We start from the raw sequence: 24198 nt of genomic DNA, 5'->3' as shown, positions 1-24198 counted from the left end.
ACCACCGCACACCACGTAACCAGCAACAGGAGAGACATGAGCGGCAAGGGTGCACCCGAACTGTCCGTACGCAACTGCGGCGACCTGCGCGTGGCCGTGATCGCGGCCCAGTGGCACGAGAAGGTCATGGACGGACTCGTCGACGGCGCCCTGCGCGCCCTGCGCGAGCTGGGCATCGACGAACCGACCCTCCTCCGCGTCCCGGGCAGCTTCGAGCTGCCCGTCGTCGCCAAGGTGCTCGCCGGACGCGGCTACGACGCGATCGTCGCCCTCGGCGTGGTCATCCGGGGCGGCACCCCCCACTTCGAGTACGTCTCCCAGGGCGTCACCCTCGGCCTCACCCAGGTCACCGTCGACACCGGTGTTCCCGTCGGCTTCGGCGTACTGACCTGCGACACCGAGGAGCAGGCGCTGGACCGGGCCGGCCTCGAAGGGTCCAACGAGGACAAGGGGCACGAAGCGGTCACCGCCGCCGTGGCCACCGCCGCCACGCTGCGCACCGTCAGCGAACCCTGGCGCTGAGTGCCCTCCGGCGACCCCGTATTCTGAGGACCATCATGGCTGACAAAACCTTCGAAGAGCTCTTCACCGAGCTCCAGCTCAAGGCCGCCGAGGGCGACCCCGCGACCTCCCGCACCGCCGAACTGGTGGGCAAGGGCGTGCATGCCATCGGCAAGAAGGTCGTCGAGGAGGCCGCCGAGGTCTGGATGGCGGCCGAGTACGAGAGCAAGGAGGCAGCCGCCGAGGAGATCTCCCAGCTGCTGTACCACGTCCAGGTGATGATGGTCGCCCGCGGGATCACGCTCGACGACGTCTACGCCCATCTCTGAGCCGACCTCCACGCCGTTCCCCGGGCCCGGCCCGGGTGGCACCACCGCGAAACCGCCCGCACACTCCCTCCGCACGAAGGAAGCCGACCTCATGCTGCGCATCGCCGTTCCCAACAAGGGTTCACTCTCCGGGCCTGCGATGGCGATGCTCCATGAGGCCGGCTACCAGCAGCGCAAGGAGTCGAAGGAACTGGTCCTGGTCGACCCCGGGAACGAGGTCGAGTTCTTCTACCTCCGCCCCCGCGACATCGCGATCTACGTCAGCTCCGGCAAGCTCGACATCGGCATCACCGGCCGCGACCTGCTGCTGGACTCCGGGGCCGACTCCGAGGAGATCCTCCAGCTCGGCTTCGCCCGCTCCACCTTCCGCTACGCCACCAAGCCCGGCACCGCCGCGGGCCCGCAGGACTTCGACGGCATGACGATCGCCACCTCCTACGAGGGCATCGTCGCCGACCACCTCGAAAAGGCCGGCGTCAGGGCCTCCGTCGTCCACCTCGACGGCGCGGTCGAGACCGCCATCGAGCTGGGCGTCGCCCAGATCATCGCCGACGTGGTGGAGACCGGCACCAGCCTGCGCAACGCCGGACTCGAAGTGATCGGCGAGCCGATCATGACCTCCGAGGCCGTCGTCATCCGCCGCGACGGCGCTCCCGCCGACGACCCCAAGGTGCAGCAGTTCCTCCGCCGCCTCCAGGGCGTCCTGGTCGCCCGGTCCTACGTGATGATGGACTACGACTGCCGCGTCGAGCACCTGGAGCGCGCCGTCGCCCTCACCCCGGGCCTGGAGTCGCCGACCATCTCCCCGCTGCACCACGAGGGCTGGGTCGCCGTCCGCTCCATGGTCGCCGCCAAGGAAGCCCAGCGGATCATGGACGACCTGTACGAACTCGGCGCCCGCGCCATCCTCACCACGGCCATCCACGCCTGCCGCCTCTGACGGCCCGCCCGCACCTCCCGAGAGAAGACCCGATGTCCGCGCCCAGGCCCGAACAGCCCACCCTGCCGGTCACCTTCCGGCCCACCCTCACCCGGGTGGTCCTGCTGAGCACGGGCCTGGCGATGTTCCTCGTCATCACCGTCATCGCGCTGATGCTGGAGCGGCTCAACCCGGGGGAGCGGGTCACCTTCGTCTTCGTCGCGGCGCTCTTCTTCGGCGTCCTGGCCCTGCTCAGCAGGCCCAGGGTCACCGCCGACGACACCGGGGTCACGGTCGTCAACCTCACTCTGACCCGCAGGCTGGCGTGGGAGGAGATCCTCCGCGTCAACCTGCGCTCCGGCGACCCCTGGGTCTTCCTCGACCTCAGCGACGGAACGAGCCTGCCCGCCCTCGGCATCCAGCCCGGCCTGGCCAAGCAGCAGGCCATCCGCGACGCCCGCGCCCTGCGCTCCCTCGCCGAGTCGCGCGGCTCCGGGAGCGACGACACCCCGGCCGGCGGCTGAGCCCCTGCCCCGCGCGCGGCCTTCCTGGCTACTCTGGTGGGCGGCGGCGCCCCGCGCGCCCCGCCCCGCCCGTACCACGGCCCGCTCCCGGGCCCGCGGGGCCTTCCCTGCGACCCAAGGAGTGACTCCCTCCAGCAATGGACGGATCGTCCGGTAGTACCTGCGCCGCCCCTTCCCCGGAGGCGGCGGCCTCATGACCACCCCCCTGCTGCTCCTCGGAGCGGCCTTCCTCCTCATCCTCGCCAACGGATTCTTCGTGGCAGCCGAATTCGGGCTCGTCACCGTGGAGAAGGCCGACGCGGAGCGCGCCGCCGCCGAAGGCGACCGACGGGCCCGTACCGTCGTCGAAGCCCTGCGCGAACTCTCCTTCCAGCTCTCCGGCACCCAGCTCGGCATCACCATCACCTCGCTGGTGGTGGGCATGCTCGCCGAACCGGCCCTCGCCCAGCTGCTCGCCGGACCCCTCACCGCCACCGGACTGCCCTCGGGCGCGGTGTCCGGTGTCGCCGTCGTCATCGGCATGCTGCTGGCCTCCGCCGTCCAGATGATCGTCGGCGAACTCGTCCCGAAGAACTGGGCGGTCTCCCGGCCGCTCCAGGTGGCCCGATTCGTCGCCGGACCGCAGGCCCGTTTCGCCGCGCTCCTGCGTCCGGTGATCACCCTCCTCAACGCCCTGGCCAACCGGCTGGTGCGGCTCCTGGGCGTCGAGCCCACCGACGAACTGGCCTCCGCCCGGACCCCGGGCGAGCTGGTCTCCCTGGCCCGGCACTCCGCCGAGGCCGGGGCACTCGAACAGGACACCGCCGACCTCTTCGTCCGGACCCTCTCGCTGGCCGGTCTCACCGCCCAGCACGTCATGACCCCCCGGGTGAAGGTCAGCGCCCTGCACTCCACCGCGACCGCCGCGGACGTCCTCAACCTCACCCGCGCCACCGGCCTCTCCCGCTTCCCCGTCTACCGGGACCGCATCGACGAGGTCATCGGCATGGTCCACCTCAAGGACGCCCTCGCCGTCCCCGCCCCCGACCGCCTGCGCACCCCGGCCGGACGGATCGCCGTCCCCCCGCTCCTGGTGCCCGGGACGCTCCCGGTGGAGGCACTGCTGCGGCGGCTGCGCCACGAACAGCCGATAGCCGTGGTCGTCGACGAGTACGGCGGCACCGCCGGCGTCGTCACCCTGGAGGACATCATCGAGGAGCTCGTCGGAGAGGTCCGCGACGAGCACGACGCCGAGGGCGCGGGCCGCCCCGAGCTGACCGCCGCCCCCGGCGAGGACGGCCGCCCGGTGTGGGACGCCGAGGGCAGCTGCCGGGTGCACACCCTGCGCCGCAGCGGACTCGATGTGCCCGAGGGGCCCTACGAGACCGTCGCCGGGCTCGTCGCCGGACTGCTGGGCCGCATCCCCGCCCCCGGCGACCGGGCCGACCTCCCCGGCTGGCGGATCTCCGTCCGCCAGGTCGGCCACAACCGCGCCGAACGGGTCCGTTTCACCCGGATGCCCGAACCGCGGCCGGACAGGGCCGCACCGGCACTGCTGGAGGCCGCGCGATGAGCATGCTCCAACTCCTCCTCGCCGCCCTCCTCGTAACGGCGAACGGCTTCTTCGTCGGCGCCGAGTTCGCCCTCGTCTCCGTACGCCGCAGCCAGATCGAACCGCTCGCCGCCCAGGGCTCCGGCCGGGCCCGCACGGTCCTGCACGGCCTGGAGAACCTGCCGCAGATGATGGCCGCCGCCCAGTTCGGCATCACCGTCTGCTCCCTCACCCTCGGAGCCGTCGCCGAGCCGACGCTCGCCCATCTCCTGGAGCCGCTCTTCCACGCGGCGCACGTACCCGACGGACTCGTCCACCCCCTCGGCTTCGCCCTCGCGCTCCTGTCCGTGGTCGTCCTGCACCTGGTCATCGGAGAGATGGTCCCGAAGAACCTCGCGATGGCGGCGCCCGAGCGGACCGCACTGTGGCTGAGCCCCGGTCTGGTCGCCTTCGCCCGGCTCTGCCGCCCGGTCACCACCGCACTGGGCGCCTGCGCCGGCCTCGTGCTGCGGCTGTTCGGCGTCGAGCCGAAGGACGAGGTGGAGGCCGTCTTCACCAGCGAGCAGCTCAACCGGCTCGTGGGGGACTCCGGACAGGCCGGCCTCCTGGGACCCGAGGCGGCGACACGCCTGGAGGACGCCCTCGAACTGGGCAGCAGACCCGTCGCCGACGTCCTGCTGGGGCGGGCGTCCCTGGTCACGGTCGACCCGTCCGTGACCCCGCGCCGGATCGAGGCGCTGACCGTGCGCACGGGCTTCTCCCGCTTCCCGGTCTGCGCGGACGGCGATAGCCCCTTCATGGGCTACCTCCACGTCAAGGACGTCCTGGAGCTGGAGGACGCCGACCGCGCCGTTCCGCAGCAGCTCTGGCGCCCGATGGCGACCGTACGGGCCGAACTCCCGCTGGACGACGCGCTGACCGTGATGCGCCGCGCCGCCACGCACCTGGCGCAGGTCGCGGACGCCTCGGGCCGGATCCTCGGCCTGGTCGCCATGGAGGACGTCCTGGAGACGCTGGTGGGAGAGGTCCGGGACCCGGCCCACCGGACGGTCTCGGTGCCCCGCCACACGGTGGACGCGCCGAAGGCGCCGGCGCTTCCGGCGCCCGGGGCGCTCGTGCACTGAGGCAGGACCGCGCCGCGCCGGGAGCGAACGCCCCCGGCGCGGCGTCACAGCGTGCCCGGCTCCTGCTTGCCCCGGCCCACCGGACCGCGCCCCGACAGCACCTCGCCGTACGCCTGCATCAGGTCGGCCAGCCGCAGCGTCGACAGGTCCTGGCGGGTCAGCTCGCCCGGATAGCCGGAGAGCCGCAGATCGCGGTAGGCGCAGCTCTTCTCGTACAGCGTCCGCAGGAAGCGGCCGTTGCCCAGCTCGTCGATCCAGCCCTGGTCCACCACATGGCCGCTGATCGAGCGCAGCTCGTCCACCGCCTCCTCGTCCCAGACGTCGTCGTTCTCGGCGGCCAGCACGGCCCCGATCGCGGTGAGTTCGAGCGGCCGGTAGCTGGGGAAGTCGACCCGGCTGGTGAAGCGGGAGGAGAGCCCCGGGTTCGTGGCGAGCAGCCGGTCCATGCCCTCCGGATAACCCGCGAGGATGACGACGAGATGGTCCCGGTTGTCCTCGGCCCGCTTGAGGAGGACCTGGAGCGCCTCGTCGCCGTACGCGTCGCCCTTGCTGTAACCGGAGTTGGCCAGGCTGTACGCCTCGTCGACGAACAGCACCCCGCCGAGGGCCGAGTCGATCAGCTCGTTGGCCTTCACCGCCGTCTGCCCCAGGAACTCACCGACCAGATCGGACCGTTGGGCCTCGACCAGATGATCGCCGCCGAGCAGCCCGAGGGCGTAGAAGACCCGGCCGAGGATGCGTGCCACGGTGGTCTTTCCGGTGCCGGAGGGGCCGGAGAAGACGAAGTGGCGCTTCGGCGGCTGGACGGGGAGACCCTGCTCGGCCCGCAGCCGGGCCATGTTCAGCTGCGCCGAGAGCGCCTTGACCTGACGCTTGACCGGTTCGAGACCGACCATCCGCTCCAGCTGCGCCAGCGCGTCGGCCAGCAGCGCGGGATCGCTGGGCCCGGCCGGGAAGGGCGGCGGCTTCCGGGTCCTGGTGCGGCGGGCGCCCTCGACGGGGACGGGCGGGCCGGGGACGGGCTCGTCGCCCAGCAGCCCCGCGTCGCTCATGGGCCAGGACTCCCGCCCGTCCACCGGATCGGCGCCGAGCAGCGCGTCGCCCTCCGGCTGCGCCCCCGTCCCCGACGCACCCGAACCGAAACCGGTCAGGGTCACGGCGGCCAGGTCCGCCGACTCGTCGTACCCGTCGCCCTCCACGAGCGCGGCGAGCCGGGCGGAGGTGTCCATGAAGGCCGGGTCGACCCGGTGCACCGCCCGGTACAACGGCAGGGCGGCCGCGCTGCGCCCGGTGCCCTCGTGGGCCCGCGCCAGCCAGTAGCGCAGCTCCTTGCGCTGCGGCTGTTCGCTGCGGCAGCGCATCAGAGCGGCCGACAGCAGGGGCTCGGCCTGCCCGAACATCTCCAGCCGCACCCGCGCCATCCCGCCGAACAGACCCGCCTCGATGCCCAGCATCGGATCGTCGACGAGCTGCTCGGTGCAGCGCACCAACTGCTCCCAGTCCTTGACCAGATAGGAGCGACACGCGTGCAGGAACCGCACCTGCGGATCCGTGTCCACCGGCGGCAGCCCCGCCAGCGCCCGGTCCAGCTCCGGCACGTGGCGGCCGTCCAGCCAGTGCGAGGCGTGCGCCAGCAGCAGATCGCGCCGGCTCTCCAGCACCGGCTGCACCCACCAGCCGAGCCAGTACCAGGAGTTGAGCGTACGACGGTGGCGTGCACGCTGTTCGCCGAAGCGGTCGCGGTGCCGGTACATGCGTAACAGCGCCGTGGTGGTGTCGATGCGCAGCGCGTGGAGGCCGAGCCAGCCGTCCGCCATGCCCGGATCGAACCGCACCGCGGCTCTGAACTCCTCCTCGGCCTGCGGGTAGGCGCCCATCGTGTAGGCGTCCATGCCACGCAGCCAGGCGAGGTCGGCAGGGGCTCCAGCGCCCTGTGTGCCGATGTCCATCAGGTCCCCCACAAACCGTGCCCCCAGGATGTCCCGCCCGCACAGCATGCCCACCGGAGCGTGCTGAATCACGGCGTGGAGGAAGGGAATTGACCACACCGAGGTGCATCGTACCCGCGCACGGGGAGGCGGACGTCCGACGGCCGACCCCTGCGGTGGTGACCCAGGGTGAGCGAATCGCTCTGCGTGGTCGCCGGGGTGGCGGGGGGAGCACAGGGCGAAGCCCCCGATCACGGGGGAACAACCGGGGGCTTCGCGTCCATGGGGGCTCCGAAAAGCCGCACAATGAGAACGTAAGACCAGTAAGGCCCCCCGGTCAAGCGGAGTTGGGGCACTTCCGGGCCGATTTCCGACTGCTCAGTATGGCGGGGCGTCCTGGCTACCGTGCGTGACGGTTCGGTTCGCTCCCGCTGTCGCGCGGGGCCCCGCCAGCCACGCGTACCCCTGCGGCAACTGGCGTACCAGAGTGTCGGCGTACGGCCGCGACGGATCCTCGGCGAAGTGGCGCGCCTCGGCGAGCGTCCACCCGTCCCAGAACCCGGTGAGCCCGGTCCCGTCCCGCCGCCGGCCCCGCTCCCAGGACACCTCCCGGTCCAGCTCCATCCAGCACAGCGCCGCCAGCCACGGGCGCACCCGACGGCGTCCCGCGCCGACGCCCTCCACCAGCACCACCGGGGCCGGTTCCAGGGTCCGCGCCGGGCCGAAGCGCCGCTCCGCCCAGTCGTACGGGGCGTAGCGGGCGCTCTCGCCGCGCGAGAGGGGCAGGAGCACCTGCTCCCGCAGCCGCCCCGTCCACCCGAACAGCTCCTCGTGCGTGGCGAGGTCGTCCAGATGGAGGACCGGCGCACCGCCCAGCGCCGCCGCGAGGCGGGCGGCGAAGGTGCTCTTGCCCGAGCCGGCGTGCCCGTCGACCGCGACGAGCCGCACCGGTCCGCAGGAGGGGGGCAGTGCGGCGAGGTCATCGGCGTGGCGGGCCAGGTCGTCCATGGCTCCAGGGTACGTTCCGGCACGAAAGCACCCGGGGGCCACCGCAGGTCACGCCAGTGGTCCAGACCCATATCCGGTCCGGTGGCGACTGCCGGGCACTGGCCCGATCCGGCTGCGAACCGGGATAGTTGGCGCACCGCACGGCACCCGCAGACCACCTTCCGCATCCGACCGGGGGTCACGACCATGACCAGTCCGACTTCGCGCAGAACCGTTCTGACCGCCGCGCTCGCCGCGGCGGCGGCCGCCGGCACGCTGGGCTCCACCGCGTCCGCGTCCGCCGCCCCGACCTCGCCCACCGGCTCCTCCGCCGCCCCGGAGGCCCTCGTGGAGAACCACTTCTGGCACACCTGCACCGACTGGCGCCGCGGCACGGGCGACGGAACCCGGGTGCTTCCGGGCCCCCGGTCCGGCGTGGTGATCGCCGTGCCGGCGGGCCGCACCGACTACACCGACCCGCACACCGGCACGACGGCCGCCTGGGACTACGCCACCTGGACCTCCCCCGTGCACCGCTCCGCCGTCCCCGCCACCGAGGTGATCGCCTCCTGGAACGCCCACACCCCGGAAGGGACCTGGATCCAGGTCGAGCTGAGCGGCGTCTACGCGGACGGCACCGCGACGCCCTGGTTCGTGATGGGCCGCTGGGCGGCGGGCGACGGCGACATCCGCCGTACGTCCGTCGACGGCCAGGGCGACCCGCACAGCTCGGTGTGGACGGACACCTGGTCGGTGGACGACCCGGCGAGCGGCGTCCGCCTGGCCTCCTACCGGCTGCGGCTCACGCTCTACCGCACCCCGGGCAGCCGCCTCACCCCGACCGTCCGGCGGGTCGGCGCCATGGCCTCCGACGTGCCCGACCGCTTCACCGTGCCCGCGAGCACCCCCGCGGTCGCCCGCGAACTGCCGGTGCCCCGCTACTCGCAGAACATCCACATCGGGCAGTACCCCGAGTACGACAACGGCGGCGAGGCGTGGTGCAGCCCCACCTCCTCGCAGATGATCATCGAGCACTGGGGCCGCCGCCCCACCGCGGAGGACCTGGCCTGGGTCAAGCCCGGCCTGCCCGACCCCCAGGTCTGCCACGCCGCCCGCCAGACCTACGACTACCAGTACGCGGGCTGCGGCAACTGGCCGTTCAACGCCGCCTACGCCGCCACGTACCGCGACCTGAACGCCGTCGTCACCCGGCTCGGCTCGCTCACCGACCTGGAGCGGCTGATCGGTGCCGGCATCCCCGTCATCACCTCCCAGTCCTTCCTGAAGGAGGAGCTGACCGGCGCCGGATACGGGACGGCCGGCCACCTGATGACGGTCATCGGCTTCACCCCCGGGGGCGACGTCATCGCCAACGACCCCGCGTCCCCCGACAACGACGCCGTACGCCGGGTGTACCGGCGGCGCGAGTTCGAGAACATCTGGCTGCGGACCAAGCGCTACGACGCGAGCGGCAAGGTCAGAAGCGGCTCGGGCGGTGTGTGCTACGTCTACTGGCCGACCCGGACGACACCGGGCCGGCACCGCGTGCTCAGGTCGCTCGGTCTGCTGTGAGCGGGTGCGGCCCCGCGGCCGCCCCCGCCGGGGGCGGCCAAAGTGCCGTGGCCGCAGAGGAGTTGCCGAAGGGCCGCGCTATGTTGACCGCGTGAACGACATCGACGCGCGCATCGACACATCCCGCCCGCACACGGCCCGGATATGGAACTACTGGACCGGCGGCAAGGACAACTACCCCGTCGACCGGCAGGCCGGAGACGAGATCCGGGAGCTGCACCCCGGGATCGGTGCGTACGCGAAGGAGGACCGCCTGTTCCTGGGACGGGCGGTCCGGCACCTGGCCGAGCAGGAGGGCATCACCCAGTTCCTGGACATCGGAACGGGGCTGCCCAGCGCCGACAACACCCACGAGGTCGCCCAGCGCGTGGCCCCCGACGCCCGCGTCGTGTACGTGGACAACGACCCGCTCGTGCTGGCGCACGCCCAGGCCCTGCTGGTCGGGACGCCCGAGGGGCGCATCGACTACCTGGACGCCGATCTGCGGGACGTGGACGCGATCCTGGCGGCCGCGGCGAGGACTCTCGACTTCTCGCAGCCGGTGGCGCTGATGCTGCTCGGGGTCGTCATCTTCATCGAGGACGACGAGGAGTCGTACGCACTCGTCCGCCGGCTGATGGACGCGCTCGCCCCCGGCAGCCACCTCGTCCTGTCCCACACGGTCACCCACCCCGACATGCCGGACGTCGACGAGGCGGTGGCGTTCTGGAACGAGCACGGGACGCCGAAGCTCACGCAGCGGACCCCGGACGCCGTGGCGCGCTACTTCGACGGCCTGGAGCTGCTGGAGCCCGGGGTGGTGCCGTGCTCCGCGTGGCGGGCGGCCACGCCGGCGCCGGACGTCGCGATGTACGCGGGCGTCGGCCGCAAGTGAGGGAGGGGCCCGGTGGTCCGCCGGGCCGCCGGGCGGCGGGTCCGGTGTGGCGTGGCCCACTGTGCGCTCCCGCGGACGTCGCCCGTACCGGCCCGTTCTCCCCGCCGCGCAGGGGGAGCGGGACGACGCCGGAGGCCCGGTCCGCCCCGGGCCGTGACCGGAATCTCGTTTCCCGCGGCCCGGGGTCCTGGCACGCTGGTCGGGTCACGGGGGACCCCAGCCGAAGCCGTACGAAGAGCGAGACGCCATGACCGCGACCACCGCCGCAGGAAACGCCCACCACGCCCGCCGCGCGCGCACCGGCGGCCCCGAGGACGGCTCGAAGCTGCTGGAGCACATCGCCGGCTGGGCGTTCGTGGTCGTGTTCGCGATGCTCGTCACCCAGCTCGGCCTGCTGTGAGGTCCGACTCCGGTCGTGAGCGCGGGCAGGGCGCGCGAAGGGGCGGGGCACCGTCCGGCGCCCCGCCCCTTCTGTCCGTCGGCCCGTGAACGCTAGCGGATCGCCTTGATCAGCTCGCCGTTCCCGGTGTCACCGCTCAGCTCCCAGAAGAACGTGCCTCCCAGGCCCTGTTCGTTCTTGTAGTTCATCTTGGTGCCGATGGTCTCCGGGGTGTCGTAGCTCCACCAGTCGGTGCCGCAGTGCGCGTAAGCCGTACCGGCCACCTTGCCCGTGGCGGGGCAGCTGTTCTTGAGGACCCGGTAGTCCTCGATGCCCGCCTCGTACGTACCCGCGGCCGCCCCGGTCGCGCTGCCGCCCGGCTCTGACTGGGTGACGCCGGTCCAGCCGCGGCCGTAGAAGCCGATGCCCAGCAGCAGCTTCTCCGGCGGGATGCCGAGGGCCTTCAGCTTGGAGACCGCGGCGTCGGAGTTGAAGCCCTCCGTCGGGATGCCCGGGTAGGAGGTCAGCGGGGAGTGCGGTGCGGTCGGCCCCTTCGCCTCCCAGGCGCCGAAGAAGTCGTACGTCATCGGCAGATACCAGTCGAGGTGCTTCGCCGCCCCCGCGTAGTCGACCGCGTCGATCTTGCCGCCGTCGGAGCCGTCCGCGGTGATCGCCGAGGTGACCAGGTCGGTCCCGAAGGACTTGCGCAGCTCGCCCAGCAGGTTGCCGTAGGCGTCGCGGCCGCTGGTGTCACAGGTGAGACCGCAGGCGTTGGGGTACTCCCAGTCGATGTCGATGCCGTCGAAGACATCGGCCCAGCGGGGGTCCTCGACCAGGTCGCGGCAGGACTTCGCGAACGCGGCCGGGTTCTGCGCCGCCTGGCCGAAGCCGCCGGACCAGGTCCAGCCGCCGAACGACCAGAGGATCTTGAGGTCGGGGTGGAGCTTCTTCAGCTTGCGCAGCTGGTTGAAATTGCCGCGCAGCGGCTGGTCCCAGGTGTCGGCGACCCCGTCGACCGACTGGTCGGCGGTGTAGGCCTTCTCGTGGTCGGCGTACGAGTCGCCGATCGTGCACTTGCCGCCGGTCACGTTGCCGAAGGCGTAGTTGATGTGGGTGAGCTTGTCCGCGGAACCCGACGTCTCGATGTTCTTGACGTGGTAATCGCGGTCGTACGTACCCCAGTTGGTGAAGTATCCGATCACTTTGTCTCCCGCCGCCGTGGGGGCGGCCTCGGCCGCGGCGGGGGTCGCGGCCGGCTGTGCGGCGGGGGCGGCGCCGGCCGGGGACATTCCCGCGACGCCGAGCAGGGTGGCGCCGAGGGCCGCCGTACAGGCGGCCGCGGCGAGCGCCCGGAGCCGGGCGCGGGGACGGTGCAGCTTGAGCATCGTGGCTCCTCGTGGGGGAGGGCTGGTGCGTGGGGGGTGCGGGGGGAACCGCGGGCCGGTGCGCCCGCTTTGACATGAACGCGATAGGCGTCCGGTGGAACCGTAGAAGGACTAGACCAGTTGGGTCAATGGTTCGGACCAATTCACCGGTGCCCCGCGGCTCCGTCAACCCCTCCGGCCTGCGCGTTGACCCCGTGACGGGAGGCATTCGATCGGGCATACTCAACCCGCCACGCCCGATGACCGCGCCCCCCGTGATCCGGGAGGGCAGGATCGGCGGGGCAGTCCTTCTTTCCCGGGCCACTTCCGGGAGATCACCCGGCGGCGCCTCTCCCACCCCGAGCGCGCGACCGCCGCAACGCCCGACAGGGAGGAGAGCGCCGTCATGTCCGACCGTGCCCCGCAGCCGGTGGAACGCCGTCTGCCCACCGAGGAGTCCCGGCAGCTCGTCGCGCTCGTCCGCGACATCGTGTCGAAGGAGATCGCTCCCCGGGCGGCCGAGCAGGAGGAAGCGGGCGTCTTCCCGCGCGAGGTCTTCACCCTCCTGTCCGAGGCCGGACTCCTGGGGCTCCCGTACGACTCCGCCCACGGCGGCGGTGACCAGCCCTACGAGGTCTACCTCCAGGTCCTGGAAGAACTGGCCGCCGCCCGGCTCACCGTCGGTCTCGGCGTCAGTGTCCACTCCCTCGCCTGCCACGCCCTGGCCGGATTCGGCACCGACGGGCAGCGCGCCGCGCACCTGACGGACATGCTCTCCGGCGGCCTGCTGGGCGCCTACTGCCTCTCCGAACCCGCCTCCGGATCCGACGCCGCCTCGCTGCGCACCAAGGCCGTGCGGGACGGGGACGAGTGGGTCATCACCGGCACCAAGGCGTGGATCACCCACGGCGGCGTCGCCGACTTCTACACCGTCCTCGCCCGCACCGGCGTCGAGGGCCCCCGCGGCATCACGGCCTTCCTCGTCCCCGGCGACGCCGAGGGGCTGAACGCCGCCCTCCCCGAGAAGAAGATGGGGATGAAGGGCTCGCCCACCGTCCAGCTCCACTTCGACGGCGTCCGGGTCGGCGACGACCGGCGCATCGGCGAGGAGGGCCAGGGCTTCGCCATCGCCCTGTCCGCGCTCGACTCCGGGCGGCTCGGCATCGCCGCCTGTGCCGTCGGGGTCGCCCAGGCCGCCCTGGACGAGGCCGTCCGGTACGCCACGGACCGGCGGCAGTTCGGCCGCCCCGTCGCGGACTTCCAGGGGCTGCGGTTCATGCTCGCCGACATGGCCACCCAGATCGAGGCCGGCCGTGCGCTGTACCTGGAGGCGGCGCGGCTGCGGGACGCGGGGGAGCCGTTCTCCCGGCAGGCGGCCATGGCGAAGCTGTTCTGCACGGACGCGGCCATGCGGGTGACCACCGACGCCGTCCAGGTGCTCGGCGGCTACGGCTACACGCTCGACTTCCCGGTCGAACGGCTGATGCGCGAGGCGAAGGTGCTCCAGATCGTGGAGGGCACCAACCAGATCCAGCGCATGGTCATCGCGCGCCACCTCGCGGGTCCCGAGACGCGCTGAAGCGCGGCGGCGCCTCGGGCCAGGGAGGCAGTGCCGCGGCCTGGTGCCACTCCGGGTCGCGGCGGCCCGGCAGGGTGCGGCCGTCGCTCTCCCACTGCCTGAGCAGCGCGCTGTAGATCGGCGGGTCCACGGGGGTGCCCAAGGGGGAGGCCCCCGTGGAGCGGAGCAGCGGCCGGGGGAGCGTCCCCGGCCGCGGAACCGATTCTTCGGTGGCGGGCACGGCGAAAAGGCGGCGACCCGGACCGACTGTCGAATGCGGCGTGGTCATACGGGGCCAACGCGACCGGGCGTGCCGGGGTCACTGCCACGCCGATTCGAGCGCTCGTTCGCGGGTGTCCGCACCCGTCGCCGGCGACCTGCGCCGCGGTGCTCGGGCACCACGGCGGCCGGGCCGTCGTGGTGCTGGGCAGGGCGTACGGCGTACGGGTCAGGCGGCCTCGCGCCGCATCCTCGGCACGCGCAGCGGACGGGAGCCGGGTCCTCCGGCGTGCGAGAAGGGCTGCATCCGCCAGTCGAGCCCCTGGGGGAGCGTCAACAGCAGCCCCGCCTCCTGCTCCTGGAGTTCCAGCGTCTCGTCCGCGGGCCGCGCGTCGCTCACGCCGCGGCCGGTCCCGGCGCAGACGGTGAGGACGAAGGGGTTCCACGGCGTGGGGCACCGGGCGTGCTCCGGCAGGACGTCCTCGTCGGCCAGCAGCGCGATGGGCTGGGCGCAGTCCGGGCAGATCACCCGGACCATCTCGAACATGTCGTACGCGTCGGCGCTGTCGTCGTCGTCCGGATCGACAGGCTCCGGTTCGCCGCGTTCGGTGAGCTTCAGGCTCTGCATGGAAGTTCCCCCCTCGGGTGGGCCGACAAGGCGCCACGGCCTCGACCACAGCAAGCACTTCCCGTCGCGCATCGCCGGTAATCGCGAGGCGGCCCGCTACCGACCCGCGAGCGTGTGGCATTGGTCACATGTGGCCCGCGGGTGCCCAACCGTGACCCGCGCGACTGTGCCGAGCGGTGCCCGGGGCCATAGGTTGATCCACATGGAGGAGCTGGACCGTCAGATCGTTGAGTTGCTCGTCAGGGACGGGCGGATGAGCTACACCGACCTGGGCAAGGCCACGGGCCTGTCCACGTCGGCGGTTCATCAGCGCGTCCGCCGACTGGAGCAGCGCGGGGTGATCCGCGGCTACGCCGCGGTCGTCGACCCCGAGGCCGTCGGGCTGCCCATCACCGCGTTCATCTCGGTGAAGCCGTTCGACCCGAGCGCACCCGACGACATCGCCGAACGGCTCGCCGGGGTGCCCGAGCTGGAGGCCTGCCACAGCGTCGCCGGGGACGAGAACTACATCCTGAAGGTGCGCGTGGCGACCCCGTTGGAGCTGGAACACCTGCTCACCCGGATCCGTACGCTCGCCGGCGTGTCCACCCGGACCACCATCGTCCTGTCCACCCCGTACGAGGCCCGGCCCCCGCGTATCTGAGCGGCGGGCGCCCGCTCCGGAGGGGGCCGGGGGCCAGGTGGCGGCCGGCAGGCGCGAGACTGGTCCCATGAGCCAGAGCACCGCCCCCCAGAGCGCCCCCGAACACCGCACCGTGCTGTTGCGCGGCGGAGACGTCCACAGCCCCGCCGACCCGTTCGCCACCGCGATGGTCGTCGAACGCGGTCATGTCGCCTGGGTGGGATCGGAGGGGGCCGCCGACGCCTTCGCGAGCGGCGTGGACGAGGTGGTCGACCTCGAAGGCGCCCTGGTCACCCCGGCGTTCACCGACGCCCATGTGCACACCACCGCCACCGGTCTGGCCCTGACCGGGCTCGACCTCTCCGGTGCCCGCACGCTGTCCGAGGCCCTCGGCCTCGTCCGTGCGTTCGCGAACGGGCGCCCCGCCGGGGACGTTCTGCTCGGACACGGCTGGGACGCCGCCCGCTGGCCCGAGCGGCGTCACCCCTCGCGCGCCGAGCTCGACGCGGCGGCGGGCGGCCGGGCCCTGTACCTGCCGCGGATCGACGTGCACTCCGCGGTCGTCACGACGGCCCTGCTCGACCTCGTCCCCGGCGTCACCGCGATGACCGGGTACCACCCCGACGCGCCGCTGACCGGCGACGCCCACCACGCGGTACGGGCCGCCGCCCACAGCGCGCTCCCGGCCGCCCAGCGGTCGGCCGCGCAGCGCGCCGCCCTCGACCACGCAGCCTCCCTCGGCATCGGCAGCGTGCACGAGTGCGGCGGACCCGAGATCACCGACGAGGAGGACTTCACCTCCCTCCTCGCCCTCGCCGCCGAGCGGCCCGGACCGCGCGTCCTCGGCCTCTGGGCCGAGGAGATCGCCGACGAGAAGGACGCCCGGCGCATCCGAGAACTGGGCGCGGTCGGCGCGGCCGGCGACCTGTTCGTCGACGGCTCCCTGGGCTCGCACACCGCCTGCCTGCACCAGCCCTACGCGGACGACCCGCACACCGGCACCGCCCACCTGGACGCCGCCCGGATCGCCGCCCATGTCACCGCCTGCACCGAGGCGGGTCTCCAGGCGGGCTTCCACGCCATCGGCGACGCCGCGGTCACCGCCGTGGTGGACGGGATCAGGGCCGCGGCCGCGACGCTCGGCCTCGACCGGATCCGGGCCGCCCGCCACCGCGTCGAACACGCCGAGATGCTCACCCCCGAGACGATCGCCGCCTTCGCGGAACTGGGCCTCACCGCCTCCGTCCAGCCCGCCTTCGACGCCGCCTGGGGCGGCCCGGAGGGCATGTACGCCGAGCGCCTCGGCACCGAGCGGGCCGCCGGCCTCAACCCGTACGCGGCGCTGCTGCGCGCCGGAGTGCCGCTGGCCTTCGGCTCCGACAGCCCGGTCACCCCGCTCGACCCCTGGGGCACCGTGCGGGCCGCCGCCCACCACCGCACCCCGGAGCACCGCATCTCGGTCCGCGCCGGGTTCACCGCGCACACCCGCGGCGGTTGGCGGGCCGTCGGCCGAGACGACGCGGGCCTCCTGGTGCCCGGCGCCCCGGCCGACTACGCCGTCTGGCGCACCGCCGAACTCCTGGTCCAGGCCCCCGACGACCGGGTCGCCCGCTGGTCCACCGACCCCCGGTCCGGCACGCCCGGCCTGCCGGATCTCACCCCCGGGGCCGACCTTCCCGTCTGCCTGCGGACCGTGGTCTTCGGACAAACTGTCTACGTGCGACCGAACGAGTGATGCCGGAACATTTCGTACCGCCGATCGATGGCCCGATCATGGGTCCGCGACCTGCGGCCCTTCGGCACTGACCAGGCAATTTCGGAAAAAGCCGCAGGTCGGACGCCTATTGACAGAAAGCGCCCACGGGCCGGTAGGTTCGGCCGGGTCCACCACAGGACGTCCGTCCGGTTAAACCTCCACGCAGTCGTCGAACGCCGCTGGGTCATGAGGTGGTGTGCCGCACCGGCCCACCACCGCTGGCAGCCAGGTTCAGCGCCCGCGCCTCGGGGGCGAGGGAAGGTTCCAGCCGGACGGAGGGTGGGATCCGGGTGGGGCCCGGACGTTCAGTAGACAACGGCTTTCGGTCGACCCGCAGCCAGCGGGTCCCAGGTCGGCCCGAAGGGCGCCGGGCCCCGATCCGAAGTTCCGACGTTCCTCGCGCGCTCCTCCCGGACGTTCGCCCGTGACGTGGAGCCGTGTTCTGTCCGCAGTTCCACGGATCTGTCCACGCCGCGCCACACGCCCGCGCGACCGCGTCGGAGACCGGCGGCGGTGCGCTGGATATGGTGTCCCCCTGTGTACGGACTCTAAGGGGCAGTAGTGAACGACGGCGGTCAGAGGCAGTTCGGCCCGCTCGGCAAGGTCCTGGTGATCATTCCGACCTACAACGAGGTCGAGAACATCGGGCCGATCGTCGACCGGGTGCGCACCGCCGTCCCGGATGCCGACATCCTGGTGGCCGATGACAACAGCCCCGACGGCACCGGCAAGGCGGCCGACGAGATCGCCGCGGCCGACGACCAGGTCCACGTCCTGCACCGCAAGGGCAAGGAAGGGCTCGGCGCCGCCTACCTCGCGGGCTTCGCCTGGGGCTCCGAGCACGGCTACGGCGTGCTCGTCGAGATGGACGCGGACGGCTCCCACCAGCCCGAGGAGCTGCCCCGGCTGCTCACCGCGCTCAAGGGCGCCGACCTGGTCCTCGGATCCCGCTGGGTGCCGGGCGGCCGCGTGGTGAACTGGCCCAAGAGCCGCGAGGTGATCTCGCGGGGCGGCAGCCTCTACTCCCGGCTCGCCCTCGGTCTCTCCGTCCGGGACGTCACCGGCGGCTACCGCGCCTTCCGCACCGGGACGCTCGACGGCCTCGGGCTGGGCGAGGTCGCCTCGCAGGGCTACTGCTTCCAGGTGGATCTCGCCCGCCGCGCGGTCGAGGCGGGCTATCACGTGGTCGAGGTCCCCATCACCTTCGTCGACCGGGAGATCGGCGACTCCAAGATGAGCCGGGACATCCTCGTCGAGGCGCTGTGGCGGGTCACCGGCTGGGGCATCACCTCCCGCGCGAACAAGGTCCTGGGCCGCAAGACCCTCTCAGCCCCCGGGCCGGGCGAAGGCCGGGACACCGGTCCGGCGGACGAGGCCGCCGCCGGCCCGGCTTCATGATCACCCCCTTACGCCGCTTGCACGCCCGTACAGGCACACTGGGGACATGACGACCGGCACTCCGCCCCCGACCCGTCCCCGGCGCTCGCGCGCCCGTAGATTCCTGCCCCTGGCCCTGGCCGCCTGGCTGGTCCTGGAGGTCTGGCTCCTCACCCTGATCGCCTCGGCCGCGGGCGGCCTCGTCGTGCTGCTGATCCTGGTGGCCGGGGCCGCGCTCGGCGCCGTGGTCATCAAGAGCGCCGGCCGGCGCGCCTTCAAGAACCTCACCGAGACCCTCCAGCAGATGCCGGGTCAGCCCGGCGCCCCCGCCACCCCGCCGGCCGCGCCCGCGGGCGGCAAGGGCTCCCGGGGCAACGGGCTGCTGATGCTGGGCGGGCTGCTGCTCCTGATCCCCGGTCCGATCTCGGACGTGGCCGGACTGATCCTGCTGGTCCCGCCGGTGCGCACCATGATCAGCCGGTACGCGGAGCGCTCGCTGGAGGCCCGTATGCGGGCCGCGACGCCGGGGGGCCTCTCGGACGCCTTCCAGCAGGCCAGGATGCACCGGCCGGACGGCAAGGTCGTCCAGGGCGAGGTCATCCGCGAGGACGGCCCCCAGACGCCCTCCGGGCCCGATGACGGCCCCCAGGGGCCCCGCCCGCCTCTCACGCCCTGACAGGAGGCTTCCCGGCGCACCGGCTCCCGGCGCGTCAGTGTGTCGGGGAGCCGTGACATCGGGGCCAGTGGCCCGGACGGGCCATGCAGAAGAGCCGCGGGCCGTGACACAGGTGCTGTGTCACGGCCCGCGGCTCTTGCTGCTGTGCGGTTTTACGCGGTCAGGCAGACTTCCTGCTGTCCCGCGGGTGCACGGCGATGTTCATGGCTCCGGAGCGCAGAACCGCCAGCCTCTCGGCCAGCACCTCCTCCAGCTCCTCGCGGGTGCGCCGCTCCATGAGCATGTCCCAGTGCGTGCGCGCCGGCTTGCCCTTCTTCTCTTCGGGGCCGTCCCCGTCCACCAGGAGTGCCTGGGCGCCGCACGCCTTGCACTCCCACTCCGGCGGAATCTCTGCTTCTACCGAGAACGGCATCTCAAATCGATGTCCGTTCTGGCATGCGTACTCCACCGCCTGGCGCGGGGCCAGATCGATGCCGCGGTCCGTCTCGTAGCTGGTAACCACAAGTCGCGTGCCGCGGAGAGCTCGCTCACTCATGAATCGTGCCTCCCGGGCTTGTCGCCCACAGGACAAAATGTCGCTGTCGTCGTCATCCGGTCAACGTCCGGTCGGCGGCAAAGATTCCCGTTGCCGGTCATGCGTCGCCCGTCGTGCCGCTGCTTTGTCTGGGTTGAATACCCGCGCATGCCCGGTTTGTCACCTCTGATGGAAGTTGTCACTCAACGGTCGAGCCGCTTCCACTGGCAGTAACGGTCCTCCCGGGCAGGCCAAAGACGTATACTACCGCCCTTTGACTTCAACGTCTAAATCCGTTCCGGCACGGGGTTGCCCGCGGCCTCCACCGCACGCCTCACCGGGACCCGCGCGAGCAGCACCGCGCCGAGTGCGAAGAAGACGATCAGCGAGATGATCGCGTCGCGATAGCTGCCGGTCAGCTGGTACGCCAGACCGAACACCAGGGGCCCCAGCCAGCTCAGCCCGCGGTCGCTCAACTCGTACGCGGAGAAGTACTCCGCCTCCTTGCCACGCGGCACCAGATGCGAGAACAGCGACCGCGACAGGGCCTGGCTGCCGCCCAGCACCAGGCCGATCGCCGCCGCCAGGACGAAGAAGAACGCCGGAGCGTCGGCGGGCAGCAGATAGGCGGAGACCAGGATGAGGGTCCAGATCACCAGCGATCCCAGAATGGTGCGCTTCGCGCCGTACGTCCGGGCGAGCCGCCCCATGCCCAGCGCCCCCGCGACCGCCAGGATCTGCACCAGCAGCACGGCGACGATCAGCGTCGTCTGATCCAGACCCAGCTCCTCGGAGCCGTACAGCGAGGCCTGCGAGATCACCGTCTGGATCCCGTCGTTGTAGACGAGGTAGGCGAGCAGGAAGGAGAGCGTCAGCGGGTGGCGCCGCATGTCGCGCAGGGTCGCCTTCAGCTGCTGCCACCCGGATCCGACCGCTCCCTCGCCGCCCGGCGGGATCCGGCGGTCGCGCAGCCTGCGCAGCGGCACGAGGGTGAACGCGCCCCACCACAGACCGGCCGAGGCGAGGCAGATCCGCACCGCGTCGGACTCCGAGAGCCCGAAGGACTCGTGGCCGGTGTAGAGGATCAGGTTGAGCACCAGGACGATCGCGCCCGAGGTGTAGCCGAAGGCCCAGCCGCGCGAGGAGACCGCGTCGCGCTCCTCCGGCTCGGCGATCTGCGGCAGGTAGGCGTTGTACAGGACCGTCGACACGGAGATGGAGGCGTTCGCCACGATCAGCAGGAACGCGCCCAGCAGATAGCGGTGGCCGTCCAGGAAGAACATCCCCGCCGTCGCCGCGGCCCCCGTGTAGGCCGCCGCCGCCAGCAGCGGCTTCTTGCGCCCGGTACGGTCCGCCGCCGCGCCCACGATCGGCATCAGCACGACGGCCACCACGATGGACGCCGAGACGGAGTACGCGAACAGCGACCCCGCGCGCACGGGTATGCCCAGCGGATGCACGAACCCGTCGGGATCCGCCGCGGCCTTGGCGATCGACGTCAGATACGGACCGAGGAAGACGGTCAGCACACTGGTGGAGTAGACGGAGCACGCGAAGTCGTAGAAGTACCAGCCGTGCTGCTCGCGTCGGCGGGCGGCCGCCGTGCCGTCGTCCGGCGGCCGCCCGGACGGATCGGCCTTCCCTGTGGTCCCGGTGCTCAAGCCGCGCCCCCTCGGTCGTCCCCTGTGGACGTGGACGGACCGGGCGTCAGGACCATTCCCCCCGCTCGCTCAGCACCGTACGCAGCGTCTCGATGTGATCGGTCATGATGCCATCCACACCGAGGTCCAGGAGCGCCGCCATCCGCTCCGGTTCGTTCACCGTCCAGACGTGCACCTGGAGCCCGAGCGCGTGCGCCGTGCGGACGAAGCGGGCGTCCACCACCGGGATGCCGCCCTGCCGCTCCGGGACCTGGGCGCAGACCGCGCCCGCCCGCAGCGGCGCCGGGACGCCGTACGAACGCAGCCGCAGCCCCAGGACGCCGCGCACCCCGTACGAGGTGGCCAGCCGGGGCCCCGCCTGGCGCTGGGCACGGGCCACCCGGGCCTCCGAGAACGAGCCGACGCAGACCCGGTCCCAGGCGTCGGTGCGACGGATCAGGCCGAGCAGGGGCTCCAGCGCCGACTCCGCCTTCAGGTCCACGTTCCAGCGGGCCCGGGGGAACTCCTCCAGCAGCTCCTCGAAGAGCGCGAGCGGTTCGCCGCCCCCGACCCGGGCCCGGCGCACCTCGCTCCAGGGCAGCGCGGAGATCCGGCCCCGGGCATCGGTGACCCGGTCCAGCGTCGCGTCGTGGAAGGCGACCAGACGGCCGTCCGCCGTGGTGTGCACATCGGTCTCGAAGTAGCGGTAGCCCGCCTCCGACGCCCGGCGGAAGGCGGTCGCGGTGTTCTCCACGCCGTCCGCCGCCCCGCCGCGATGGGCGAAGGCGATCGGCGTCGGGTGGTCCAGATAGGGGTGGCTCGGATTCACTGCGGCAGTATGGCCTGCCCGGATGCCGGGCCGGCGACGGGGCCGGAACCGGCGGGCGGCGCGGTGGTGGACGGTTCGCCCGAGGCGACGGTGACACCCGCGCCCGCGGGCGCGGGGAGCGCGAACATCCGCAGGAAGAGCTGGGCGAGCGGGCCGATGGCCAGCGCGTACAGCACCGTGCCCGCCCCCAGCGAGCCGCCCAGCAGGAACCCGGTCACCACGACCGCCACCTCGATCGCCGTGCGGACCAGCCGGATGGAACGCCCGGTGACCCGGTGCAGCCCGGTCATCAGCCCGTCGCGCGGTCCCGGCCCGAACCGGGCCGCGATGTAGAGACCGGTCGCCACGCCGTTGAGCACGATGCCCAGGACCATCACGGGAACGCGGAACCCGAGCCCGTCCAGATCGCCGACCACGGCGAGCGTCCCGTCCATCGCCAGGCCGACCACGAAGACGTTCGAGACCGTGCCGAGCCCCGGCCGCTGGCGCATCGGGATCCACAGCAGCAGCACCACCGCGCCGACGATGATCGACACCACACCGATCGATATACCGGTCAGCTCCGCCAGGCCCTGATGCAGCACGCCCCACGGCTCCAGGCCCAGCTCGGCCCGCACCAGGAGCGCGGAGCTCGCCCCGTACAGCGTGAGACCGACGTACAGCTGGACCAGCCGCCGGGTGAGGTGAGTGGTGCTCCGGCCGGTGGTCCTGGCCACGTTGTGCCCCCTGCTGTAGTGGTGGTGGACTGCTTCATGTCACTCTGTGGCAGGGGATCGGTCACCAACTATGGCCAATTCGAGGAAGGTGGACTGATTTCGATGGCGCAGTGGACATCGACGGTGGGGGCGGCCCAGCTCGCCCGGCAGCTCCGGTCGCAGACGGCCCGGCCCACCGGACCCGGCGGCCGCAAACCGCCCGCCTACCGCGCGCTCGCCGACGGGGTCCGGCTGCTCGTCCTGGAGGGCCGGGTCCCGGTCGCCGCCCGCCTCCCCGCCGAACGTGAACTGGCCCTGGCCCTCGCCGTCAGCCGTACGACCGTCGCGGCCGCCTACGAGGCGCTGCGCGCCGAGGGCTTCCTGGAGTCCCGGCGCGGCGCCGGCAGCTGGACCGCCGTCCCGGCGGGCAACCCGCTGCCCGCCCGCGGCCTCGAACCGCTGCCGCCGGAGTCGCTCGGCTCGATGATCGACCTGGGCTGCGCGGCCCTGCCCGCGCCCGAGCCCTGGCTGACCCGCGCCGTCCAGGGGGCGCTGGAGGAGCTGCCGCCGTACGCCCACACGCACGGCGACTACCCGGCCGGACTGCCCGCCCTGCGGCAGATGATCGCCGACCGCTACACCGCGCTCGGCATCCCCACCATGCCCGAACAGATCATGGTCACCACCGGCGCGATGGGCGCCATCGACGCGATCTGCCACCTCTTCGCCGGCCGCGGCGAACGGATCGCGGTCGAGTCCCCCAGCTACGCCAACATCCTCCAGCTGATGCGCGAGACGGGCGCCCGCCTCGTCCCGGTCGCGATGGAGGAGGGGCTCGGCGGCTGGGACATGAACCGCTGGCGCCAGGTGCTGCGGGACGCCGCGCCCCGGCTCGCCTACGTGGTGGCCGACTTCCACAACCCCACCGGCGCGCTCGCCGACGAGCAGCGGCGCCGGGACCTGGTGGACGCGGCCCGGTCCGCCGGAACGGTCCTGGTCGTCGACGAGACCATGAACGAACTCCGCCTGGACGCCGACATCGACATGCCGCGCCGCGTCTGCGCCTTCGACCCGGCGGGCAGCACGGTCCTGACCGTCGGCTCGGCCAGCAAGGCCTTCTGGGCCGGCATGCGCATCGGCTGGGTGCGCGCGGCCCCCGACGTCATCCGCAGCCTGGTCGCCGCCCGCGCCTACGCCGACATGGGCACCCCCGTCCTGGAACAGCTCGCCATCAACTGGCTCATGGGCACGGGCGGCTGGGAACAGGCCGTCGAGGTCCGGCGGAGCCAGGCGCGGGAGAACCGGGACGCCCTGGTCGCGGCGGTGCGCCGGGAGCTGCCGGACTGGGAGTTCGCCGTGCCGCGCGGCGGACTGACGCTGTGGGTGCGCACCGGGGGCCTCTCCGGATCGCGGCTGGCCGTGGCCGGCGAACGGGTCGGCGTCCGGGTGCCCTCGGGGCCCCGCTTCGGGGTCGACGGGGCCTTCGAGGGGTACGTGCGGCTGCCGTTCACGGTCGGCGGGCCGGTCGCCGACGAGGCGGCCGTACGGCTGGCCGCGGCGGTGGACCTGGTGCGCTCCGGGGCGGGTGTGGGGGCCGACACCCCGCGCAGCTTCGTGGCCTGAGGGCTGCTGCCGGGCCCCGCGCGGACGAC

The 24198-nt window shown here is 72.7% G+C and carries 23 protein-coding genes; 15 read left to right on the top strand and 8 right to left on the bottom strand.

Going from position 1 to position 24198, the window contains the following annotated elements; translation table 11 throughout:
* The first annotated feature begins 36 nt into the window (after positions 1–36).
* The 6 genes from ribH to OG245_RS05195 all read left to right on the top strand — a co-directional run bounded on the left by ribH (position 37) and on the right by OG245_RS05195 (position 4928).
* On the top strand, positions 37–522 hold the full coding sequence (gene ribH / locus OG245_RS05220; protein ID WP_007453188.1) for a 6,7-dimethyl-8-ribityllumazine synthase: 486 nt from the start codon (positions 37–39) through the stop codon (positions 520–522).
* A gap of 35 nt (positions 523–557) precedes the next feature.
* On the top strand, positions 558–830 hold the full coding sequence (locus OG245_RS05215; protein ID WP_371622374.1) for a phosphoribosyl-ATP diphosphatase: 273 nt from the start codon (positions 558–560) through the stop codon (positions 828–830).
* Positions 831–921: 91 nt separating this feature from the next.
* The gene (gene hisG / locus OG245_RS05210; protein WP_371622373.1) at positions 922–1770 is read left to right on the top strand and encodes an ATP phosphoribosyltransferase; all 849 of its coding nucleotides are present in this window, start codon (positions 922–924) and stop codon (positions 1768–1770) included.
* A 32-nt stretch (positions 1771–1802) separates the two neighbouring features.
* Complete coding sequence (locus OG245_RS05205; protein ID WP_371622372.1) at positions 1803–2273, top strand: PH domain-containing protein; 471 nt, start codon at positions 1803–1805, stop codon at positions 2271–2273.
* Between the two features lie 193 nt (positions 2274–2466).
* A complete protein-coding gene (locus OG245_RS05200) occupies positions 2467–3825 on the top strand; it encodes a hemolysin family protein (RefSeq protein WP_371622371.1) in 1359 nt (452 codons plus the stop codon).
* Entirely contained in the window at positions 3822–4928 is a 1107-nt protein-coding gene (locus OG245_RS05195) for a hemolysin family protein (protein WP_371622370.1), read from the top strand. The genes OG245_RS05200 and OG245_RS05195 overlap by 4 nt, the downstream gene beginning before the upstream one ends.
* A gap of 44 nt (positions 4929–4972) precedes the next feature.
* Here OG245_RS05195 and OG245_RS05190 read toward each other — a convergent pair whose 3' ends face one another.
* Positions 4973–6877, bottom strand: coding sequence for an AAA family ATPase (locus tag OG245_RS05190; RefSeq protein WP_371622369.1), 1905 nt, complete (start codon positions 6875–6877; stop codon positions 4973–4975).
* Between the two features lie 357 nt (positions 6878–7234).
* Entirely contained in the window at positions 7235–7864 is a 630-nt protein-coding gene (locus OG245_RS05185; protein WP_371622368.1) for a uridine kinase, read from the bottom strand.
* Positions 7865–8050: 186 nt separating this feature from the next.
* On the opposite strand from OG245_RS05185, the gene OG245_RS05180 reads away from it, so the two are divergent.
* The 3 genes from OG245_RS05180 (at position 8051) to OG245_RS05170 (ending at position 10689) form a co-directional block, all read left to right on the top strand.
* Complete coding sequence (locus tag OG245_RS05180; RefSeq protein ID WP_371622367.1) at positions 8051–9415, top strand: peptidase C39 family protein; 1365 nt, start codon at positions 8051–8053, stop codon at positions 9413–9415.
* Between the two features lie 91 nt (positions 9416–9506).
* Positions 9507–10289 (top strand): SAM-dependent methyltransferase, encoded by a 783-nt coding sequence (locus OG245_RS05175; RefSeq protein WP_371622366.1) that lies wholly within the window; start codon positions 9507–9509, stop codon positions 10287–10289.
* Between the two features lie 247 nt (positions 10290–10536).
* Positions 10537–10689, top strand: coding sequence for an SCO1431 family membrane protein (locus OG245_RS05170; RefSeq protein WP_371622365.1), 153 nt, complete (start codon positions 10537–10539; stop codon positions 10687–10689).
* A 92-nt stretch (positions 10690–10781) separates the two neighbouring features.
* On the opposite strand, the gene OG245_RS05165 is transcribed toward OG245_RS05170, so the two are convergent.
* Positions 10782–12053: a glycoside hydrolase family 18 protein gene (locus tag OG245_RS05165; RefSeq protein WP_371622364.1), complete on the bottom strand. Its 1272-nt coding sequence runs from the start codon at positions 12051–12053 to the stop codon at positions 10782–10784.
* Positions 12054–12438: 385 nt separating this feature from the next.
* Here OG245_RS05165 and OG245_RS05160 point away from each other — a divergent pair, with 385 nt between their 5' ends.
* Complete coding sequence (locus OG245_RS05160; protein ID WP_371622363.1) at positions 12439–13611, top strand: acyl-CoA dehydrogenase family protein; 1173 nt, start codon at positions 12439–12441, stop codon at positions 13609–13611.
* 427 nt (positions 13612–14038) lie between these two features.
* Here OG245_RS05160 and OG245_RS05155 read toward each other — a convergent pair whose 3' ends face one another.
* Entirely contained in the window at positions 14039–14437 is a 399-nt protein-coding gene (locus tag OG245_RS05155; RefSeq protein WP_371622362.1) for a hypothetical protein, read from the bottom strand.
* Positions 14438–14639: 202 nt separating this feature from the next.
* On the opposite strand from OG245_RS05155, the gene OG245_RS05150 reads away from it, so the two are divergent.
* The 4 genes from OG245_RS05150 (at position 14640) to fxsA (ending at position 18868) form a co-directional block, all read left to right on the top strand.
* On the top strand, positions 14640–15080 hold the full coding sequence (locus OG245_RS05150) for an Lrp/AsnC family transcriptional regulator (protein WP_371622361.1): 441 nt from the start codon (positions 14640–14642) through the stop codon (positions 15078–15080).
* 67 nt (positions 15081–15147) lie between these two features.
* Positions 15148–16794, top strand: coding sequence for an amidohydrolase (locus tag OG245_RS05145; RefSeq protein ID WP_371622360.1), 1647 nt, complete (start codon positions 15148–15150; stop codon positions 16792–16794).
* Positions 16795–17376: 582 nt separating this feature from the next.
* The gene (locus tag OG245_RS05140; protein ID WP_371622359.1) at positions 17377–18213 is read left to right on the top strand and encodes a polyprenol monophosphomannose synthase; all 837 of its coding nucleotides are present in this window, start codon (positions 17377–17379) and stop codon (positions 18211–18213) included.
* 46 nt (positions 18214–18259) lie between these two features.
* Positions 18260–18868, top strand: a complete 609-nt coding sequence (gene fxsA, locus OG245_RS05135; protein ID WP_371622358.1) for an FxsA family membrane protein — start codon at positions 18260–18262, stop codon at positions 18866–18868.
* A 160-nt stretch (positions 18869–19028) separates the two neighbouring features.
* Here fxsA and OG245_RS05130 read toward each other — a convergent pair whose 3' ends face one another.
* The 4 genes from OG245_RS05130 to OG245_RS05115 form a co-directional block, all read right to left on the bottom strand.
* A complete protein-coding gene (locus tag OG245_RS05130) occupies positions 19029–19403 on the bottom strand; it encodes an RNA polymerase-binding protein RbpA (protein ID WP_003959706.1) in 375 nt (124 codons plus the stop codon).
* Between the two features lie 266 nt (positions 19404–19669).
* A complete protein-coding gene (locus OG245_RS05125) occupies positions 19670–21043 on the bottom strand; it encodes an MFS transporter (RefSeq protein ID WP_371622357.1) in 1374 nt (457 codons plus the stop codon).
* A gap of 46 nt (positions 21044–21089) precedes the next feature.
* Positions 21090–21851, bottom strand: a complete 762-nt coding sequence (locus tag OG245_RS05120) for a glycerophosphodiester phosphodiesterase (RefSeq protein WP_371622356.1) — start codon at positions 21849–21851, stop codon at positions 21090–21092.
* Positions 21848–22567, bottom strand: a complete 720-nt coding sequence (locus tag OG245_RS05115; RefSeq protein ID WP_371622355.1) for a YitT family protein — start codon at positions 22565–22567, stop codon at positions 21848–21850. Before OG245_RS05115 ends, OG245_RS05120 begins: the two co-directional genes overlap by 4 nt.
* Before the next feature lie 102 nt (positions 22568–22669).
* Here OG245_RS05115 and OG245_RS05110 point away from each other — a divergent pair, with 102 nt between their 5' ends.
* Entirely contained in the window at positions 22670–24169 is a 1500-nt protein-coding gene (locus OG245_RS05110) for a PLP-dependent aminotransferase family protein (protein WP_371622354.1), read from the top strand.
* The last annotated feature ends 29 nt before the right edge of the window (positions 24170–24198 follow it).

The sequence above is a fragment of the Streptomyces sp. NBC_01116 genome, from assembly GCF_041435495.1.
Lineage (GTDB): Bacteria > Actinomycetota > Actinomycetes > Streptomycetales > Streptomycetaceae > Streptomyces.
The sequence above is the reverse complement of the archived record's forward strand: the minus strand, read 5'-3'. Positions and strand labels throughout refer to the sequence as shown.